Below are 15,815 nucleotides of genomic sequence, written 5' to 3' on the forward strand. Positions count from 1 at the left end.
TACCGGTCCGGTATCGGCTGACGGTGGTGTCCGGGTCACGTAAGTGGAGCCGGGTACCGTATGCCCGGACAGCACACCGCCGGACCACACAACGGTGCGGTCGGGACCGACGGAGAGGGCTGGATTAGCTATGGAAGAGCCGCGTCGCCTCGGCGGCCGGTACGAGCTGGGCCAGGTGCTCGGCCGTGGTGGGATGGCGGAGGTCTACCTCGCGCACGACACCCGCCTCGGTCGCACCGTGGCGGTGAAGACGCTGCGAGTGGACCTCGCCCGCGACCCGTCGTTCCAGGCCCGGTTCCGCCGTGAGGCCCAGTCTGCCGCCTCACTCAACCACCCGGCCATCGTCGCGGTCTACGACACCGGCGAGGACTACGTGGACGGGGTCTCCATCCCGTACATCGTGATGGAGTACGTCGACGGCTCGACCCTGCGTGAGCTGCTGCACTCCGGGCGCAAGCTGCTGCCCGAGCGGGCCATGGAGATGACGATCGGCATCCTCCAGGCCCTGGAGTACTCCCACCGCAGCGGCATCGTCCACCGTGACATCAAGCCGGCGAACGTCATGCTGACGCGCAACGGCCAGGTCAAGGTCATGGACTTCGGCATCGCCCGCGCCATGGGCGAGTCCGGCATGACCATGACGCAGACGGCGGCGGTCATCGGCACGGCGCAGTACCTCTCGCCCGAGCAGGCCAAGGGCGAGCAGGTCGACGCACGCTCCGACCTGTACTCCACGGGCTGCCTGCTCTACGAGCTGCTCACCGTCCGGCCGCCGTTCGTCGGGGACTCCCCGGTCGCGGTCGCCTACCAGCATGTGCGTGAGGAGCCGCAGGCCCCCAGCGTCTTCGACGGAGAGATCACTTCGGAGATGGACGCCATCGTCCTGAAGGCCCTCACCAAGGACCCCGACTACCGCTACCAGTCGGCCGACGAGATGCGCGCCGACATCGAGGCCTGCCTCGACGGCCAGCCGGTCGCGGCCACCGCCGCGATGGGCGCGGTCGGGTACGGCGGGGCCGACGGCTACGGGGCCGACCAGCAGACGGCGATGCTGCGCCCGCAGGGCGGCGGCGCCCCGACGACCATGCTGCCGCCGGTCAACGCGGACGACGGCGGGTACGACGAGAACGGCCATGGCCGCCGTCAGAAGAAGTCCAACGTGTCGACGTGGCTGCTGATCATCGCGGGCATCCTCGTCCTGGTGGGCGCGATCCTGATCGGCAAGTGGGCGTTCACGGGGAACGGCGGGGGCGACGGGACGATCGAGGCCCCCAACTTCGTCGGTGAGACGGTGAAGGAAGCCAGGGAGTCGGCGAACAACGTCGGCCTCAAGATCGAGGTCGGCAAGCGCGAGCCCTGCGAGAAGTACCCGAAGGGCGAGGTCTGCGAGCAGGACCCGGGCGCGGACACGAAGGTCGAGAAGGGCGACACCATCACGCTGACGGTGTCGACCGGTGCTCCCAAGGTGGCGGTGCCGAACGTGATCGGCCTCGACATCGAGGAGGCGACGAAGAAGCTTGAGGGGGACAAGTACAAGCTCGTCGTCAAGCCCAAGCCCGTGGAGTCCACCGTCACGCCGAACCAGGTCCTGGACCAGGACCCGACGTCCGGCTCCGAGGTGCAGAAGGGCAGCACGGTCACCCTGGAGATCGCCAAGAAGAAGCAGCAGTCCGTCGTTCCCAACGTCACCGGCAAGACCTGGGAAGAGGCCAAGCAGCAGATCGAGGCCAACGGACTGGTGGCCAGCCGCCAGGACGTGGCCAGCGGCGACGTCGAGGAGGGCAAGGTCATCCAGACCACGCCCGCGGCCGGCACGTCCGTCGACCCCGACTCCACCGTGAACGTCCAGGTGGCGAAGGAGCCGGAGGAGACCACGGTCCCGTCCCTCGCCGGGCAGAAGCTCAAGGACGCCCGGAAGGCCATCGAGGAAGCCGGTCTGACCGTCGGCAACATCACCGGCCCGCAGGATGACGACGCCATCGTGGTCCTGCCGCAGCCCAACGCCGGCGAGAAGGTCGAGCCGGGCACCGCGGTCAACCTGACCACCGCGGGCGGCAACGGCAACGGGAACGGCGGCGACGACGGAGGCGGGGACGACGGAGGCGGCGGCTTCATCGGCGGCATGTCGCACCGTGACCGCGACGGGCACGGCTGGGGCGACGACTGACCGGTCCCCCGTGAACACGACGGAGCCCCGGTGACCGCTGAGCGGTCACCGGGGCTCTCTCGTGCGCGGCAGCGGTTACCGCAGCTCCGCCGGCGGCGTCCGCTTGTTGTCGACCTTCTCGATCCGCTCCAGCTCGCCCCAGACGACGTAGCGGTAGTTGGAGGTGTAGACCGGCGTGCACGTCGTCAGCGTGATGTAGCGGCCGGGCTTCTTCGCGCCCGACTCCTTCGGGACGGGCTTGAGGACCTTCACGTTGTACTTCGAGGTCTCGGGCAGCGTCGCGTACACCTTGTACACGTACCACTTGTCACGCGATTCGTAGATGATCGCGTCGCCCTTCTTGATCTTGTCGATCTTGTGGAACTTCGCGCCGTGCCCGTCGCGGTGCGCGGCCAGCGTGAAGTTGCCCTCCTTGTCCTCGGGGAGGGCCGACTTGATCGGGTCCTTGTAGTAGCCCGCGACGCCGTCGTTGAGCACCTTGTGGCTGGTGCCCTCCTTGACCAGCACCTCTCCGCCGCCCATCGCGGGTACGTGGAGGAAGCCGATGCCGTCCTTGGTGTCGATGTTCCCCGGCCCGCCCGCCCAGCGGTCGCGGACGCGGTCGCCCTGCTTGTGCGCCTCGCGGTCGGCGATGACGTTGGTCCACCAGAGGGAGTAGACGACGAAGAGGCCGAGGACGAGGCCCGCGGTGATGAGGAGCTCGCCGAAGACGCTGACCGCCGTGGCGACGGGACCGCGGCCCCGGCGTCGCGGGGCGGGGGCCGGAGCGGAATCCGGGGCGGCCTCCGTCGAGGAATCCGATGCGGAACCCGTCGAGGCATCCGATGAGGATGTCGAGTCCGGTGCGGGCGCCTCGGCCTGCTTCTCGTCGTCGTCGGTCGTGGCTGCCACTGGTTCTGCCCCGTTCTCACACTTCTAGTTGACGAGCGCGCTCGGCTTGCCCTTGCTGCGCGGCCGTTCCTCGGCCATCTTGCCCCAGACGATCATCCGGTACTTACTCGTGAACTCCGGGGTGCAAGTGGTCAGTGTGATGTAGCGGCCGGGTTTCGTGAAGCCCGAACCGGGCGGTACCGGACCGATCACACTCGTGTTGCTGGGGTGTGTCTGCGGCAGGATGCTCGCCATCTTGTAGACGAAGTACGTGTCCTGCGTCTCGACGACGATGGGGTCGCCCGGTTCGAGGCGGTTGATGTAGCGGAACGGTTCACCGTGGGTGTTGCGGTGGCCGGCCACCGCGAAGTTGCCCGGGTCTGCGTCCGGCATCGCCGTCTTCGTGGCGCCCTCGTTGTAGTGGCCGACCATGCCGCGGTCGAGGACCTTGTGCTTGTCGATGCCCTCGGCGACCGGCACGACGACGTCCAGCTTCGGGATGTGCAGCAGGGCGAAGCCCTGGCCCGGTTCGAAGGTGCCGGGCTTGCCCTTCCCTTTGGCCCACTCGTTCTGCAGGTCGTGGGCCGCGCCGTCGGCCTGCTGCTGGGCCCTGATGTTCGTCCACCAGAGCTGGTACGTGACGAAGAGCAGCATCAGCACGCCCAGGGTGATGAAGACCTCGCCGAGCCCTCTGCTGATCACCGTCCCCGCCGACGGCCTGCGGGCCCGCTCGGCGCGGCGGGCCTCCACACGGGAAAGGGGGGCTCCCGAGGCCGGACTCGCCTGTACGGGGCGCCTACCGCCCTTCTTGGCCGCCTTGCGCCGCGCCGCCCGGCCTTCGGCGGGGCGGGCGGTCTCCGCGGGGCGGGCAGTCCCCGCGTGGCCGTGGTTCTCCGGTCCGGCCATCGCCCGGCGCGTGTCGGCAGTACGCAGGCCGACCGTCTCGTCGTCGGCGGGTATCGGCTCGTACGGGGGCTTCCGCGCGGCCCGCTGCGTGGGTGGGGCGGCGGCGGCAGCGGGGGGCCGCTGCGGGGCGTAGGCACCGTAGAGCTGCTCATACGTGGGTTCGGGCGCGGCCTGCGGCTCGCGGGGTTCCCGCGGTGTCCGAGGGCGCTGCTCCCGGGGCTTCTGCCGCGGCTCCGCCGGGCCGCTGCGGAACCACGGTGAGGGGTGCCGGCCCGGCAGCGGGTCCGGCACCGGGTCGGTGAGGTCGTCGCCGGCGGCTTCGAGGTCCGCGTCGCCCGGCGCGTCGGCCGCGGCGCCCCCGCGCGCACCCCCGGCGTCCCCGTACGCGTCGTTCGCGTCGTACGGGGCTCCGGAGGAGTCGCGCCCGGGGCGCAGGGCGGTCACGCCGTGGCCCTGCCCACCACCGGGGCGAGCCCGCTCGATCGTCCGACGGCACCGGTGTCGCCGCACTCCGCGAGCCAGTTGGCGAGCATGAGGTGGCCGTGCTCGGTCAGCACCGACTCCGGGTGGAACTGCACGCCTTCGACGGGGAGTTCCCGGTGGCGCAGGCCCATGATGATGCCGTCCTCGGTGCGGGCCGTGACCTCAAGTTCGGCCGGGACGGTGGCGGGCTCCGCGGCGAGCGAGTGGTAGCGGGTCGCGGTGAAGGGCGTCGGCAGGCCCGCGAAGACGCCCTTGCCCTCGTGGCGCACGAGCGAGGTCTTGCCGTGCAGCAGCTCGGGGGCGCGGTCGACGACGCCGCCGTACGCCACGGCCATCGACTGCATGCCGAGGCAGACGCCGAAGACGGGGACCCCGGTGGCGGCGCAGTGCCGCACCATCTCCACGCAGACGCCCGCCTGCTCCGGCGTGCCGGGGCCGGGCGAGAGGAGGACGCCGTCGAAGCCGTCCTGCGCGTGCGCCAGGGCGACCTCGTCGTTGCGCAGGACCTCGCACTCGGCGCCGAGCTGGTAGAGGTACTGGACGAGGTTGAAGACGAAGCTGTCGTAGTTGTCGACGACCAGGACGCGGCTGCGGGTGCCGCCCGGGGCGCTCACTGGCCGTCCACGGTGACGTCGTTGAAGGGCAGCAGCGGCTCGGCCCAGGGGAAGACGTACTGGAACAGCACATAGACCACGGCCAAGACGAGCACCAGCGAAATCACTGCCCTCACCCATGCGTTTCCCGGCAGATGCCGCCAGATCCAGCCGTACATGCCGTCCCTTCCGTCGCGTACGGCACCCGTCCTCCCTTGCCGTACGGCACCAGACTAACGGCGCAGTGCCTCCGGTTTCCCGGCCTCCACGGGCTGGGTGGCGTCCAGATGTGCCCAGACGATCAGCCGGTGGCTGTGGCCCCACTCCGGTTCGCAGGTCGTGAGGGTGAGGTAGCGGCCGGGGCCGTCGAAGCCGGACCCGCGCGGCACGGGATCGATGACACCGACGTCGCCGGGGAGCGTCCGGTAGGGCTCTCTGTGGACGCGGTAGGTGAACCACGTCGTGCCGTCCGTCAGGATGACGGGGTCGTTCGGCCGCAGTTCGGGGACGTCCTTGAAGGGGTCGCCGTAGGTGCGGCGGTGGCCGGCCACGGCGAAGTTGCCCTTCTGTCCGAGCCGGGCGGTGGACGCGTAGTGGCCGAGGCCCTTCTTCAGCACGTCGATGCCGGTGCCCTGGAGCACGGGCTTGTTCCACGTGAAACCGAACCGCGGGATGTACATGACGGCGAACGCCTTGCCGTCCTTGTAGGGGAGGGGCCCATCGGGCGGGCCCCCGGCCGTCGCGGCACCGTCCCCGTCGTCGTCCCCGGGGGCCGCGTCCTGGGCCCAGCGGTCCTGCAACGCGTCGATCTCGTCGTCCATGGCGCTGTTGGCCTGCACGCCGGTCCAGAACAGGACGTACACCACGAAGAGCACGATGAGGGCGCCGACGGTGATGCACAGTTCGCTGAACGTCCTGACCAGCACGCGCACGGACACGGGCTCCCCCAGGGGCGGCTACTCGCGGCTACTCGACGGGCTTCGCGTAGTGGAGATCCACTGTGCCCGAGTACCCGGGAAGAGTCACCGCCGCGGCTTCGTCGACTTTCCAGCCGAGTCCGTAGGCGTTGACGTACAGCATGTAGTTCTGGATCTCCGGGGAGGCGGTGAGGGCCCTCTTGAGCTTGTCGGGGTCACCGACCGCGGTCACCTTGTACGGCGGTGAGTAGACGCGGCCCTGGAGGATCAGCGTGTTGCCCACGCAACGCACCGCGCTCGTGGAGATCAGCCGCTGGTCCATGACCTTGATGCCCTTGGCACCGCCCTGCCAGAGCGCGTTGACCACGGCCTGCAGATCCTGCTGGTGGATGACCAGGTCGTTCGGCTGCGGCTCGGGGTAGCCGGGCAGCTTGGGGCCAGCGTCGGGCGGGGCGTCGGCGAGGGTGACGGTGACGGCCCGGCCGCTGAGCTTCTTGGTCCCCGCGTTCTCCTCCAAGGCCTTGAGCCGGGCGTCGTCGGCCTTGGTACCGCCGTTGTCGCGCTGGGCCAGGGCCTCGACGTCGTCGCGCAGGGAGGCGTTGGACTCGTCGAGGGCGCCGTTCTTGTGGCTGCGCTCCTGAATGAGGTCGGAGAGTTTCAGCAGGGAGGCGTCGGTACGGATATTGGTGCCCTTCGCCGTGTTGAAACTGGTGAAGAAGATCAGCCCGGCGAGGGCGAACACAGCACCCGTAAGCACCCGAACCGGGCGCCACCGAGGGCGACGACCGGCACCGTCACGGGGGTCGGCAGAATTGCTCAACGTACCCTTATCTCCTTCAGCGCCGCGGAAGCACTACGCTAACGGACGCCTGGGGGAGCCTCAGTTCCCCGTGGAGTCCCCGCCCGGCGCCCTATGACAGTTACCTGCGCGGCCACGCAGCGCATCGACAGGAGAGACCCTCGTGCCGAAGTCACGTATCCGCAAGAAGGCAGACGACTACACGCCGCCGCCGGCGAAGCAGGCGACGAGCATCAAGCTGACGAGCCGCAGCTGGGTGGCCCCGGTCATGCTGGCGCTGTTCCTCATCGGCCTCGCCTGGATCGTCGTTTTCTACGTCACGGACGGCAAGCTGCCGATCGACCCGCTCGGCAACTGGAACATCGTGGTCGGCTTCGGCTTCATCGCCGCGGGGTTCGGCGTCTCCACGCAGTGGAAGTAGGCAGGACCGCGTGAGATCCACGCAGTGGAAGTAGGCGGGGCCGTGTGAGGCACGTCAGGGGCCTCACACACAAGGCATGGCCTTAGTTATCCACAGTGCTATCCACATGGGGAAAAGGTCTGAAGATCTGTGGATAACTCTCGGCCGGTTGACGCCGGTGTGACTGGCCCACCGGATCGCCTTCCCGTCGCACGCCCCTTGTCCTTGCTGGGGAAACCCAGGTCAGCGACAAGGGGCACTGTTGTTCCCCACAGCATGCACAAGATCCACCACCCGCTGTGGACAACGGGGTCACTTCAGGTGAGCTGCCCGGTCCTGACGAGGACCATGACCACAGCCACGACCAGCACCAGCGCACAGCTGCCGTACTGGACGAGGTTCCGGCGCTCGCGCGGCGCGTGCACCATGGCGTAGCCGACGATCAGGCCGCCGACGAGTCCACCCACGTGTGCCTGCCAGGCGATGCTCGGCCAGAACGCCGTGATGAGCAGGTTGATCGCCAGCAGGGCGAGCACCGGCCGCATGTCGTAGTTCAGCCGCCGCATCAGGATGGCGGTGGCACCGAACAGACCGAAGATGGCGCCGGACGCCCCGAGCGAGGGCTGGTTCTGCGCGGCGAGCAGATAGGTCAGCGCGCTGCCCGCCAGACCCGACGCCAGGTACAGCGCGACGTAACGCACCCGGCCGAGCGCCGCTTCGAGCGGGCCGCCGATCCACCACAGGCTCAGCATGTTGAAGACGATGTGCATGACGCTGCTGTGCAGGAACATCGAGGTGACCAGGCGGTACCACTGCCCCTCGGCCACGCCTTCGATCGAGCCCAGCTCCGGTACGTAGGCCAGCCCGATCAGGTCGTACCGGTCGGTGAAGCGGTCCCCGACCGCCGATTGCGCCAGGAAGAGCGCGACATTGAGGCCGAGCAGGATCTTGGTGATCAGACGCGGGTCGGCGGCGACCGTGCCGCCCGCGACCGTACGCGGCTGGTTGGCCTGCGGCGCGTGCCCCGTGCCCGAGCCGCCGCGGACGCAGTCCGGGCACTGGAAGCCGACCGAGGCGCTGATCATGCACTCGGGGCAGATGGGACGCTCGCAGCGCGTGCAGGTTATGCCGGTCTCGCGGTCGGGATGCCGGTAGCAGCCGGGCAGGCCCGACGCCCCCTGCGGCTCCTGCGGGCTGCCTGGCGCCTGGTCCATGGGTTCCCTCATTCTCCGTACGAAGGCACTGTGACGGCACACGTGGCAACGCACCGCCCCGCCCTTCCTTACGGACGGGCGGGGCGGATTGGTTCCCTCGCGGACCTGCGCGCGGAACGCGCGTGAACGCGTCGGTCAGGCGTCGCGGGTCTCGATGACCACGGACTCGATGACCACGTCGTTGACCGGACGGTCGGTGCGCGGGTTGGTCTGGGCGGCCGCGATGGCGTCCACGACCTTCTTGCTGGCCTCGTTGGTGACCTCGCCGAAGATCGTGTGCTTGCGGGTCAGCCACGCGGTCGGCGCCACAGTCACGAAGAACTGCGAGCCGTTGGTGCCCGGGCCGGCGTTGGCCATGGCGAGGAGGTAGGGCTTGTCGAAGGCGAGGTCCGGGTGGAACTCGTCCTCGAACTCGTAGCCCGGGCCGCCCGTGCCGTTGCCCAGCGGGTCACCGCCCTGGATCATGAAGCCGCTGATGACGCGGTGGAAGACGGTGCCGTCGTACAGACGGTCCTTGGTCTTCTGACCGGTCTGCGGGTGGGTCCACTCGCGCTCGCCCTGGGCGAGCTCCACAAAGTTCTTGACCGTCTTCGGCGCGTGATTCGGCAGCAGCCGCACCTCGATGTCGCCGTTGTTGGTCTTCAGGGTGGCGTAAAGCTGCTCAGCCACGATCTGCCTTCCGTTGTCTTCTGTGACACCCCGATCCTGCCACGGACCGGATTGGGACGAGTAGCCGCCGAGTGGGCGCGCGTCGAAGCGATCCGTGGCATTGTCGGCGAAGAGCTCTTCTTGCACCGAATCACGCAACAATCGAGCGAATTGATCACCACTGCACCGGAACACCGTTTGGCCGGAGTCCAGTGATGACCCGGATGCCCGCCCTCTTCATGCCCGATGGCAATCCAGAAGGCATGATCCTTGAAAGGGTGGAAAGGTGACATACGTATACGCCACCGAGGAGGAGGATCACGTGACCCGCATCGAGAGCGTGCGCGCCGCGACCGGCTCGGCCAAGGACAGCGTGCGGCACGCCGCGGACGCGGTGGCGCCATACGCCGACACGGCCAAGGAACGAGCCACGCAGTACGCCCATGAGGCACGCGTACGGCTCGCACCCAAGGTGTCACAAGCGGCCGAGCAGGCCCGTGTCCAGTACGGCGCCCACGTCGCCCCCCGCGTCGAGCAGGCGCGCACGCACGTGCCGCCGAAGGTCGACCAAGCCGCCCACGAGGCCGCCGCCCGCACCCGCAGGGCCGCACGCCAGGCCGCGGACTACTCCAAGCCCCGCATCGAGCACGCGGTGGCCGTCGCGCAGCCCGTACGGGAAGAGGCCGCAGCCCGCAGCACGGCGGCGCTTGCCGCGCTGCGCGGACAGGTCTCGCCCAAGGAGGTCCAGCGCCTGATCCGCAAGCACGAGCGCCGGGCCAGGACCGGACGCGTCGCCAAGAAGGTCGTCCTGCTCGGCCTGCTCGCGGGCGGCGCCATCGCGGCCTGGAAGTGGTGGGACAAGCAGGCGAACCCCGACTGGCTCGTCGAGCCGCCGGAGGCCACCGAGGTCCCCGCCACCACCACGCCGCTGACCGCCGTCGACGGCAGCGCCCAGGGCTCCCTCGACCCCGAGGTCCAGGCGAAGCAGGCGGAAGCCGAGGCCGAGGCGGCGGACCCCGACAAGCGGGGCTGACCGCGCGGGGTTCGACGCGAGACCGACACGGGTTCCGACGCAGGGTCCGACGCAGGGTCCGACGCGCGGTTCACCGTTTCACGTGAAACATCGCGGCGCGGCCTGTACGCCAGGCAGCGGAGCATGGAACGGAAAAAGCCCCTCTGAACTGCGTTTTCGCAGCTCAGAGGGGCTTTTCGTTGTGGAGCCTAGGGGAGTCGAACCCCTGACATCTGCCATGCAAAGACAGCGCTCTACCAACTGAGCTAAGGCCCCGCGGACGGCGCGGCAGCCGGAAGAATCACTTCCCGGCGAGCACCGGGGTCCAGAGTACCGGGTCTCCCCCCTGATCCCGCAAAAGGATTGGGGCTCCCGGTCAACGACCACGCTCCGTAAGATGCACGACGTGGTTCGCGGCAGCGAAGCACGGTCTTAGGGGAAGCGATGGGGAGACGCAATGGACGCCGCACAGCAGGACACCACCGCGAGAGCACGGGAGCTCCAGCGGAACTGGTACGGAGAGCCGCTGGGGGCGCTCTTCCGCCGCCTCATCGATGATCTGGGCCTGAACCAGGCGCGTCTCGCCGGAGTGCTCGGCCTCTCCGCACCCATGTTGTCCCAGCTGATGAGCGGTCAGCGGGCGAAGATCGGCAATCCCGCGGTCGTCCAGCGCGTGCAACTGCTCCAGGAGCTGGCGGGCCAGGTCGCGGACGGCAGCGTGAGCGCCGCCGAGGCCACCGACCGCATGGACGAGATCAAGAAGTCACAGGGCGGTTCCGTGCTGACCAACACCACGCAGACGACGACCAGTTCGGGCGCGCCCACGGTCAAGCGCGTGGTGCGCGAGATCCAGTCCCTGTTGCGCTCGGTGTCGGCTGCCGGCGACATCATCGATGCCGCCGACTCCCTCGCCCCCACCCACCCGGAGCTGGCAGAGTTCCTCAGGGTGTACGGCGCCGGGCGCACCGCGGACGCGGTGGCCCACTACGAGGCGCACCAGAGCTGATCCGTCGGCCGGGCCGCCGCACGGCCCGGAAGGGGAGCGGAACGCGACCATGGGTGAGGTCTTCGCCGGCCGGTACGAACTGGTCGATCCGATCGGACACGGGGGAGTCGGAGCGGTCTGGCGCGCCTGGGACCACCGGCGCCACCGCTACGTGGCCGCCAAGGTGCTCCGGCAGAGCGACGCGCACTCCCTGTTGCGGTTCGTCCGGGAGCAGGCCATGCGGATCGACCATCCGCATGTGCTGGCCCCCGCCAGTTGGGCGGCCGACGACGACCAGGTCCTGTTCACCATGGATCTGGTCGCCGGCGGTTCGCTGGCACACGTCATCGGTGACTACGGCCCGCTGCCGCTCCGCTTCGCCTGCACACTGCTCGACCAGCTCCTGTCGGGGCTCGCGGCCGTGCACGCCGAGGGGGTCGTGCACCGCGACATCAAACCGGCCAACATCCTGCTCGAAGCCACCGGTACCGGACGCCCCCATCTGCGGCTCTCGGACTTCGGCATATCGATGCGCAAGGGCGAGCCCCGGCTGACCGAGACCGACCATGTCGTGGGGACGCCCGGTTACTTCGCCCCCGAGCAGATGCTGGGCGCCGAGCCTGACTTCACGGCGGACCTCTTCGCCGTGGGCCTCGTCGCCCTGTACCTCCTGGAGGGGGCCAAGCCGGACGCCAAGGCGCTGATCGAACGCTTTGCCGAGCAGGGCGCCCCGAGTGCCCCACGGGGCGTTCCTGAGCCGCTCTGGCAGGTTCTCGCCACGCTGCTCCAGCCGGACCCGCAGGCGCGTTTCCGCACCGCCACCGGGGCCCGCAAGGCGCTCGCCTCGGCCACCGAGATGCTGCCGGAGCCCGGCCCGGACGACGAGCTGGTCGAGATCTTCGATCAGCTCGGGCCACTGCCCACGGGGTTCGGACCCGACGGGCCGCTCGCTCCCCCTCCGCGCGCCGGCGTCATGCCCCCGCCCATGCCATCCCCGGTCGGCTCCACGACGGGCAGCTTTCGGTTGCCCCCGCCCCAATCTCCGCCACCGTCGCCGCAGCCGCCGCCGCAGCCCGCCACTCCGCCCTCTCCACTGCCCTTGCCTCTCCCCGCAGCCGCGCCGGCACCCGTGCCCTCGCCCGCACCGATACCCTCGGCCTCGCCCGAACACACGTACGTGCCATACGCGCCCGCCGCGCACCGGCCCCAGCCCCGGCCGGGGCCGCCTGTGAAGGTCGCCGTGTCGATGCTGCTCGCGGCGCTGGTGTGCCTCACCGTCGGTGTCTGGGCTTTGACGCGGCTCTGACAGGCGCGTCGGAGGTGGGGGCCGACGCGGCGGCCGACGCCCCTGCGGCCCTTCGGCGGGCCGTCAGCGTCCACACGCCGAGTATGCCGAGCAGCGCCACGCCGGTCCCGATCCCCCCGGCCGCGACGGCCGCGAGCACCGGGTCGTCACCCGAATCTCCCTCGCTCTCCGCGGCCGACTCCCCCCGCCGCGCGGCCTCCGCGTCCCGTTCCGTGACGCCGAACTCCTCGGCGGGCCGCGGCGAACCCGCGTAGGAGGGACCCGGCAGCGGGTCACCGTCGACGTCCACGCGCAGCGTGAGCTCCAGCGGGGACGCGCCGAACTTCTCCGCCACCTTCGGGCTGAGGTGGACCGATACGTAGTACCAGCCGGCGAACCGCATCGCGGACACCGCGTCCGCCGTGGCGAACCGGTTCTCGTAGGCCACCGGCGGCAGTGGCTCAAGGGCGGCCGACTTCTGCTTCCCGTCGTACGCCGTGTCCGCGTCCTCTACCTCGGCGCGCACCGGGTTGGCCAGTGTCATGACCAGGCCCGGTGAGACATAGCCCGTACCGCGCGTGGTCGCGGGACCCGCCGTGCCGCGTCGGCCGCCGCTCGACGTGCCGAGCTCCGCGCCGACGGCGAGCTGCTGGCCCCAGTCGACCGGCACGCGGTAGTAGAGGGTCTCACCGGGAGTGACGCTGTCCCCCCACACGCCGTTCCCGAGCGCACGCGCCGTGTGGAAACTCGTGCCGCCCGCACGCCGCTTCCGCTCGCCGGTCGGTGGTACGGGGGTCGCGGAGTCCCAGGTCCGCGGCGGCTCCGTCGCGCCCGCCACCCGTACCGCGGGTTCCGATGCGACCCGCAGCTCCAGGACCCACTCGTCCCGGGACGACTCCGGGGCGCTGGTCCGCTCGACGAGCACGTAGTACGTGCCGGCGCCCGCGCAGCCCGGCTCGTCGGGTCCCGTCCGGCGCGCCGCGGTGGCCGTGATGGGGCGCGGGCTCTCCGAGGCTCCGAAACGTGCCTCCTGTGCCTCCATGGGGCTGCAGTTGTTGCCGTCGGCGTCCTGGACGGACACTTCCAGGCCGTCGGCGTACGAGACGCGGGTGCCGAGCCGTGGCACCGCGGTCGCCGAGACGTACGCGCTCTCCCCTGCCGTGAGGTCCAGGCGGTAATAGAGCCGTCCCGCGCGCGGGAGGGAGCTTCGATACGTCTTGCCCGGGCTCAGCCGGCGCCCCTCGACGTTGCTCCTCGCGCCGTCGACCGTCTCCGCGCCCTCCGGGAAGGCGTACGGGCCGGGCGCTCCCGGGGCCCACCCGGCGTTCGCGACCCGCCACGGGAGATCGGCCCCCGCGGCCATGGCCTGTGCCGGGCACATCGCCCCCGTACCCACCAGGGCGGCCGCGGCCATGGCTGACGCCACCCGCCTCCAGGGCCGCCCGGCCACCCCCCGTGCCCCGCCCGGCCCTCGGCCCCGCCCCATCACGCGTCACCCCTCGTCGCGAGAACAGCCGTCCCGTCCGTCCCGTCCGTCCTGCCCCTCCGGCCGGGCGCGAACACCACCCACCCCAGGCTCGCGGACCGCGACTGCGCCATCCGGATATTCGCTTACGCAACCGGAAGGTTCGCGTCGGCGAATACCCGCACAACAAGCCGGTTACCGCACAAGCACCTGGCCCGCAAGACGGCCCGGGGCAACACAAAACCCCGGCCGCAGTGGCGACCGGGGTTCGTGAAGTAACGGTTGTTGCTGACTCAAGAACCCGTGGGCACGGAGTCAGTCGCCTCCGTCCACAGATCCTGCTCGGCGCGATCCGCCTGGATCTGGCGGTACACGAGGAGCCCGCCGATGGCGGCCAGTGCGACCAGGAGAAGCTTCTTCACCGCGCGACCTCGTCTTTCCTTGACGTAGGGGACTTCTGGCGCCCGACTATACACACCGATCGATATCGATCGGTGACCTGGATCCGCCCCAAACTTCCGCATCGTCGGCAGCGATCCAAGTGGACCTCGGGGCTCCGCACGGGCCGCACATCTCATGACTTTCGCCGCTGTTGGCCCCTTTTCTGCCCCCTTGCGGCCATCCGGGTGGTGTTCATCGGAACATCCACGCGCCACGAGCGTCGGTCCACCGTTATCGACCCCACATACACATCATGAGGAAAGTACGCAAATCGCCCAACCCGAAATGAGGGGCCATGACCGGAAACAAGGCCATGAAGCTGTGGACCACGATCGTCACCGCCTTCCTCGCGCTCTTCGCCGCGCTGGGACTCGGCACGACGGCCACGGCTGCGACGCCGGTACAGGAGACCACGAACGAGCGCAACGCCACGGTGTGTGCGCCCACTCCGGCGATGGCCGCCATCTGGAAGGCGGCGTACGAACGGTCGCTGCCCCCGACGATGAAGCAGCGAATCCGCGCCGAGGCCCACGGAGCCTCCCCCAGCTGCCGGCACCTGCCCGCGACGGACACGGAAGCCGAGGCTGACACCACCGCGCACGAGCCACGACTGGCCTCGGAGCCGTAATCCCGCGCCGAGCAGCCCCCACAGACTCGCGAAGGCCCCCAGCCACTGGCTGGGGGCCTTCGTCGGTTACCGGCGGCGCCCCGTCAGCCCTGAGCGCCCGGACGGCTAGCCCCCGCGGTCCCCGGCGCATCGGAGCCGCGGCGCCCGGCGAGCGACCGCCCGCGATGGCCTCTTCGGCGCAGGGCGGTGACCAGGGCGATGACGACGCCGATACCGATCCCGAACATCGGGACGAGGATCGCCACCATCAGCCGGCCTCCCAGCGCGACGAGGCCTCCGCGGTCCCCGATGGCGTACCGGGACGGCCCCTGGGAGGTGCAGGTGACCTTGTAGTCGCCTGCCCGCGACACCTCGATGTCGTACATCGGGTTCCAGGTCTCGTCGCGGGTGAGGAACACGTCGATTCCCGGGCCGGTGAGACGGGGGTCGCCCGGCCCGGTGATGCCGCACGCCTCGTCGGACGACGCACCGAACTCGTCGTCCTTCCGCCAGATCGCCTTCTCGTCTTCCGGGTCGAGCCGCAGAGTGACGGTGTCGCCGTCGGCGAACTGGTTGCGCACGTCCACCGCGTCGATCGCGTCCTTGAACCGGTGCATGCCGATGGCTGTGCCCAGCAGGACCGATACGACGGTGATCGCGACCGCCGTCGCGTACCAGTGACGGCCGGGCCGCAGTTCGTTCGGCGGTATGCACGACGAGGGGGAAGGCTGCATCGGCACAACCTAGATCACGGGGTGCTTGCCGAGATGCCGAGAGATCCGCTCGTCGGCTGGTGCCAGCCGTAGACGTCAAAGGCCCCCAACCAAGATTGGTTGGGGGCCTTTGTGCTGGTGGGGCTAACAGGATTTGAACCTGTGGCCTCATCCTTATCAGGGATGCGCTCTAACCAACTGAGCTATAGCCCCGCCGCGCTTGCGGTGTGTGTCCCGCGCGCTGACCTCTGAAGATTAGCGCACGTCCGGGCCAGTCCCAAAATCGATACCCGCGCGGGCGCACCGCCGG

At 69.8% G+C, this 15,815-nt stretch carries 16 protein-coding genes and 2 tRNA genes; 6 read left to right on the forward strand and 12 right to left on the reverse strand.

The window, feature by feature from the left end:
• Nucleotides 1–130 precede the first annotated feature (130 nt).
• Nucleotides 131–2,167, forward strand: a complete 2,037-nt coding sequence (pknB, locus tag AB0I16_RS08960; protein WP_363248632.1) for a Stk1 family PASTA domain-containing Ser/Thr kinase — start codon at nucleotides 131–133, stop codon at nucleotides 2,165–2,167.
• A gap of 75 nt (nucleotides 2,168–2,242) precedes the next feature.
• Here pknB and AB0I16_RS08965 read toward each other — a convergent pair whose 3' ends face one another.
• The 5 genes from AB0I16_RS08965 to AB0I16_RS08985 all read right to left on the reverse strand — a co-directional run bounded on the left by AB0I16_RS08965 (nucleotide 2,243) and on the right by AB0I16_RS08985 (nucleotide 6,756).
• Entirely contained in the window at nucleotides 2,243–3,058 is an 816-nt protein-coding gene (locus AB0I16_RS08965; RefSeq protein ID WP_363248633.1) for a class E sortase, read from the reverse strand.
• A gap of 24 nt (nucleotides 3,059–3,082) precedes the next feature.
• Nucleotides 3,083–4,234, reverse strand: coding sequence for a class E sortase (locus AB0I16_RS08970; protein ID WP_363248812.1), 1,152 nt, complete (start codon nucleotides 4,232–4,234; stop codon nucleotides 3,083–3,085).
• 149 nt (nucleotides 4,235–4,383) lie between these two features.
• A complete protein-coding gene (locus AB0I16_RS08975) occupies nucleotides 4,384–5,040 on the reverse strand; it encodes an aminodeoxychorismate/anthranilate synthase component II (protein WP_363248634.1) in 657 nt (218 codons plus the stop codon).
• Nucleotides 5,041–5,252: 212 nt separating this feature from the next.
• On the reverse strand, nucleotides 5,253–5,951 hold the full coding sequence (locus AB0I16_RS08980) for a class E sortase (protein ID WP_363248813.1): 699 nt from the start codon (nucleotides 5,949–5,951) through the stop codon (nucleotides 5,253–5,255).
• 34 nt (nucleotides 5,952–5,985) lie between these two features.
• The gene (locus tag AB0I16_RS08985) at nucleotides 5,986–6,756 is read right to left on the reverse strand and encodes a DUF881 domain-containing protein (protein ID WP_363248635.1); all 771 of its coding nucleotides are present in this window, start codon (nucleotides 6,754–6,756) and stop codon (nucleotides 5,986–5,988) included.
• Nucleotides 6,757–6,898: 142 nt separating this feature from the next.
• Here AB0I16_RS08985 and crgA point away from each other — a divergent pair, with 142 nt between their 5' ends.
• The gene (crgA, locus tag AB0I16_RS08990) at nucleotides 6,899–7,156 is read left to right on the forward strand and encodes a cell division protein CrgA (protein WP_363248636.1); all 258 of its coding nucleotides are present in this window, start codon (nucleotides 6,899–6,901) and stop codon (nucleotides 7,154–7,156) included.
• Between the two features lie 296 nt (nucleotides 7,157–7,452).
• Here the strand turns inward: crgA and AB0I16_RS08995 are convergent, their stop codons facing one another.
• Complete coding sequence (locus tag AB0I16_RS08995; protein WP_363248637.1) at nucleotides 7,453–8,349, reverse strand: rhomboid family intramembrane serine protease; 897 nt, start codon at nucleotides 8,347–8,349, stop codon at nucleotides 7,453–7,455.
• A 135-nt stretch (nucleotides 8,350–8,484) separates the two neighbouring features.
• Nucleotides 8,485–9,018, reverse strand: a complete 534-nt coding sequence (locus AB0I16_RS09000) for a peptidylprolyl isomerase (RefSeq protein WP_363248638.1) — start codon at nucleotides 9,016–9,018, stop codon at nucleotides 8,485–8,487.
• Nucleotides 9,019–9,319: 301 nt separating this feature from the next.
• Between AB0I16_RS09000 and AB0I16_RS09005 the strand changes: the two genes are divergently transcribed.
• Entirely contained in the window at nucleotides 9,320–10,030 is a 711-nt protein-coding gene (locus tag AB0I16_RS09005; RefSeq protein ID WP_363248814.1) for a DUF5324 family protein, read from the forward strand.
• 182 nt (nucleotides 10,031–10,212) lie between these two features.
• Here the strand turns inward: AB0I16_RS09005 and AB0I16_RS09010 are convergent.
• Nucleotides 10,213–10,285 (reverse strand) — tRNA-Ala (locus tag AB0I16_RS09010).
• A gap of 181 nt (nucleotides 10,286–10,466) precedes the next feature.
• Between AB0I16_RS09010 and AB0I16_RS09015 the strand changes: the two genes are divergently transcribed.
• Together AB0I16_RS09015 and AB0I16_RS09020 are read left to right on the forward strand one after the other, a co-directional pair.
• A complete protein-coding gene (locus AB0I16_RS09015; RefSeq protein WP_363248639.1) occupies nucleotides 10,467–11,015 on the forward strand; it encodes a DNA-binding protein in 549 nt (182 codons plus the stop codon).
• A 49-nt stretch (nucleotides 11,016–11,064) separates the two neighbouring features.
• Nucleotides 11,065–12,300, forward strand: coding sequence for a serine/threonine-protein kinase (locus AB0I16_RS09020; RefSeq protein ID WP_363248640.1), 1,236 nt, complete (start codon nucleotides 11,065–11,067; stop codon nucleotides 12,298–12,300).
• On the opposite strand, the gene AB0I16_RS09025 is transcribed toward AB0I16_RS09020, so the two are convergent.
• On the reverse strand, nucleotides 12,266–13,705 hold the full coding sequence (locus tag AB0I16_RS09025) for a hypothetical protein (RefSeq protein WP_363248641.1): 1,440 nt from the start codon (nucleotides 13,703–13,705) through the stop codon (nucleotides 12,266–12,268). The genes AB0I16_RS09020 and AB0I16_RS09025 overlap by 35 nt on opposite strands.
• A gap of 332 nt (nucleotides 13,706–14,037) precedes the next feature.
• Nucleotides 14,038–14,166, reverse strand: coding sequence for a DLW-39 family protein (locus tag AB0I16_RS09030; protein ID WP_003999697.1), 129 nt, complete (start codon nucleotides 14,164–14,166; stop codon nucleotides 14,038–14,040).
• Between the two features lie 314 nt (nucleotides 14,167–14,480).
• Here AB0I16_RS09030 and AB0I16_RS09035 point away from each other — a divergent pair, with 314 nt between their 5' ends.
• Nucleotides 14,481–14,813 (forward strand): DUF6344 domain-containing protein, encoded by a 333-nt coding sequence (locus AB0I16_RS09035; RefSeq protein WP_363248642.1) that lies wholly within the window; start codon nucleotides 14,481–14,483, stop codon nucleotides 14,811–14,813.
• Between the two features lie 83 nt (nucleotides 14,814–14,896).
• On the opposite strand, the gene AB0I16_RS09040 is transcribed toward AB0I16_RS09035, so the two are convergent.
• Together AB0I16_RS09040 and AB0I16_RS09045 are read right to left on the reverse strand one after the other, a co-directional pair.
• Complete coding sequence (locus AB0I16_RS09040) at nucleotides 14,897–15,526, reverse strand: hypothetical protein (RefSeq protein WP_363248643.1); 630 nt, start codon at nucleotides 15,524–15,526, stop codon at nucleotides 14,897–14,899.
• Nucleotides 15,527–15,641: 115 nt separating this feature from the next.
• Nucleotides 15,642–15,718, reverse strand: a tRNA-Ile gene (locus AB0I16_RS09045).
• Nucleotides 15,719–15,815: the final 97 nt, after the last annotated feature.

It is taken from the genome of Streptomyces sp. NPDC050703 (genome assembly GCF_040654435.1).
GTDB lineage: Bacteria > Actinomycetota > Actinomycetes > Streptomycetales > Streptomycetaceae > Streptomyces.